Origin of the sequence: Enterobacter sp. 03-F-07-AD-ECC (assembly GCF_047530935.1) — a bacterium.
In the GTDB taxonomy this organism is placed as follows: domain Bacteria; phylum Pseudomonadota; class Gammaproteobacteria; order Enterobacterales; family Enterobacteriaceae; genus Enterobacter; species Enterobacter cloacae.
The window spans coordinates 1-2,383 of sequence record NZ_JBLKBZ010000061.1; the positions used below are offsets into that span (position 1 = coordinate 1).

Below are 2,383 nucleotides of genomic sequence, written 5' to 3' on the forward strand. Positions count from 1 at the left end.
ATCCCCTGGGCGAAATGCGCCTGGTAAGCAGAGTTTTTGAAATGTAAGGCCTTTGAATAAGACAAAAGGCTGCCTCATCGCTAACTTTGCAACAGTGCCTTTAAGCGTGCATAATAAGCCCTACACAAATTGGGAGTTAGACATCATGAGCAACGCAAAAACAAAGTTAGGCATCACAAAGTACAGCATCGTGACCAACAGCAACGATTCCGTCACACTGCGCCTCATGACTGAGCATGACCTTGCGATGCTCTATGAGTGGCTAAATCGATCTCATATCGTCGAGTGGTGGGGCGGAGAAGAAGCACGCCCGACACTTGCTGACGTACAGGAACAGTACTTGCCAAGCGTTTTAGCGCAAGAGTCCGTCACTCCATACATTGCAATGCTGAATGGAGAGCCGATTGGGTATGCCCAGTCGTACGTTGCTCTTGGAAGCGGGGACGGACGGTGGGAAGAAGAAACCGATCCAGGAGTACGCGGAATAGACCAGTTACTGGCGAATGCATCACAACTGGGCAAAGGCTTGGGAACCAAGCTGGTTCGAGCTCTGGTTGAGTTGCTGTTCAATGATCCCGAGGTCACCAAGATCCAAACGGACCCGTCGCCGAGCAACTTGCGAGCGATCCGATGCTACGAGAAAGCGGGGTTTGAGAGGCAAGGTACCGTAACCACCCCATATGGTCCAGCCGTGTACATGGTTCAAACACGCCAGGCATTCGAGCGAACACGCAGTGATGCCTAACCCTTCCATCGAGGGGGACGTCCAAGGGCTGGCGCCCTTGGCCGCCCCTCATGTCAAACGTTGGGCGAACCCGGAGCCTCATTAATTGTTAGCCGTTAAAATTAAGCCCTTTACCAAACCAATACTTATTATGAAAAACACAATACATATCAACTTCGCTATTTTTTTAATAATTGCAAATATTATCTACAGCAGCGCCAGTGCATCAACAGATATCTCTACTGTTGCATCTCCATTATTTGAAGGAACTGAAGGTTGTTTTTTACTTTACGATGCATCCACAAACGCTGAAATTGCTCAATTCAATAAAGCAAAGTGTGCAACGCAAATGGCACCAGATTCAACTTTCAAGATCGCATTATCACTTATGGCATTTGATGCGGAAATAATAGATCAGAAAACCATATTCAAATGGGATAAAACCCCCAAAGGAATGGAGATCTGGAACAGCAATCATACACCAAAGACGTGGATGCAATTTTCTGTTGTTTGGGTTTCGCAAGAAATAACCCAAAAAATTGGATTAAATAAAATCAAGAATTATCTCAAAGATTTTGATTATGGAAATCAAGACTTCTCTGGAGATAAAGAAAGAAACAACGGATTAACAGAAGCATGGCTCGAAAGTAGCTTAAAAATTTCACCAGAAGAACAAATTCAATTCCTGCGTAAAATTATTAATCACAATCTCCCAGTTAAAAACTCAGCCATAGAAAACACCATAGAGAACATGTATCTACAAGATCTGGATAATAGTACAAAACTGTATGGGAAAACTGGTGCAGGATTCACAGCAAATAGAACCTTACAAAACGGATGGTTTGAAGGGTTTATTATAAGCAAATCAGGACATAAATATGTTTTTGTGTCCGCACTTACAGGAAACTTGGGGTCGAATTTAACATCAAGCATAAAAGCCAAGAAAAATGCGATCACCATTCTAAACACACTAAATTTATAAAAAATCTAATGGCAAAATCGCCCAACCCTTCAATCAAGTCGGGACGGCCAAAAGCAAGCTTTTGGCTCCCCTCGCTGGCGCTCGGCGCCCCTTATTTCAAACGTTAGACGGCAAAGTCACAGACCGCGGGATCTCTTATGACCAACTACTTTGATAGCCCCTTCAAAGGCAAGCTGCTTTCTGAGCAAGTGAAGAACCCCAATATCAAAGTTGGGCGGTACAGCTATTACTCTGGCTACTATCATGGGCACTCATTCGATGACTGCGCACGGTATCTGTTTCCGGACCGTGATGACGTTGATAAGTTGATCATCGGTAGTTTCTGCTCTATCGGGAGTGGGGCTTCCTTTATCATGGCTGGCAATCAGGGGCATCGGTACGACTGGGCATCATCTTTCCCGTTCTTTTATATGCAGGAAGAACCTGCATTCTCAAGCGCACTCGATGCCTTCCAAAAAGCAGGTAATACTGTCATTGGCAATGACGTTTGGATCGGCTCTGAGGCAATGGTCATGCCCGGAATCAAGATCGGGCACGGTGCGGTGATAGGCAGCCGCTCGTTGGTGACAAAAGATGTGGGGCACTGTTGCAAAGTTAGCGATGAGGCAGCCTTTTGTCTTATTCAAAGGCCTTACATTTCAAAAACTCTGCTTACCAGGCGCATTTCGCCCAGGGGA

General features: G+C 45.4%; 3 protein-coding genes. All 3 read left to right on the top strand.

Annotation, left to right across the window (positions count from 1 at the left end; translation table 11 throughout):
- Window positions 1-190: 190 nt before the first annotated feature.
- Entirely contained in the window at window positions 191-745 is a 555-nt protein-coding gene (locus ACMWKA_RS25590; protein ID WP_063840321.1) for a fluoroquinolone-acetylating aminoglycoside 6'-N-acetyltransferase AAC(6')-Ib-cr5, read from the top strand.
- A gap of 130 nt (window positions 746-875) precedes the next feature.
- On the top strand, window positions 876-1,706 hold the full coding sequence (locus ACMWKA_RS25595; protein WP_001334766.1) for an oxacillin-hydrolyzing class D beta-lactamase OXA-1: 831 nt from the start codon (window positions 876-878) through the stop codon (window positions 1,704-1,706).
- Window positions 1,707-1,843: 137 nt separating this feature from the next.
- Window positions 1,844-2,383, top strand: a 540-nt coding sequence (locus ACMWKA_RS25600; RefSeq protein WP_223807070.1) for a CatB-related O-acetyltransferase, incomplete at its 3' end; no start/stop codon positions are given.

Coding starts and splice junctions, on each gene's coding strand:
- ACMWKA_RS25595 (WP_001334766.1), top strand. CDS start 876: ATGAAAAACACAATACATATCAACTTCGCTATTTTTTTAATAATTGCA.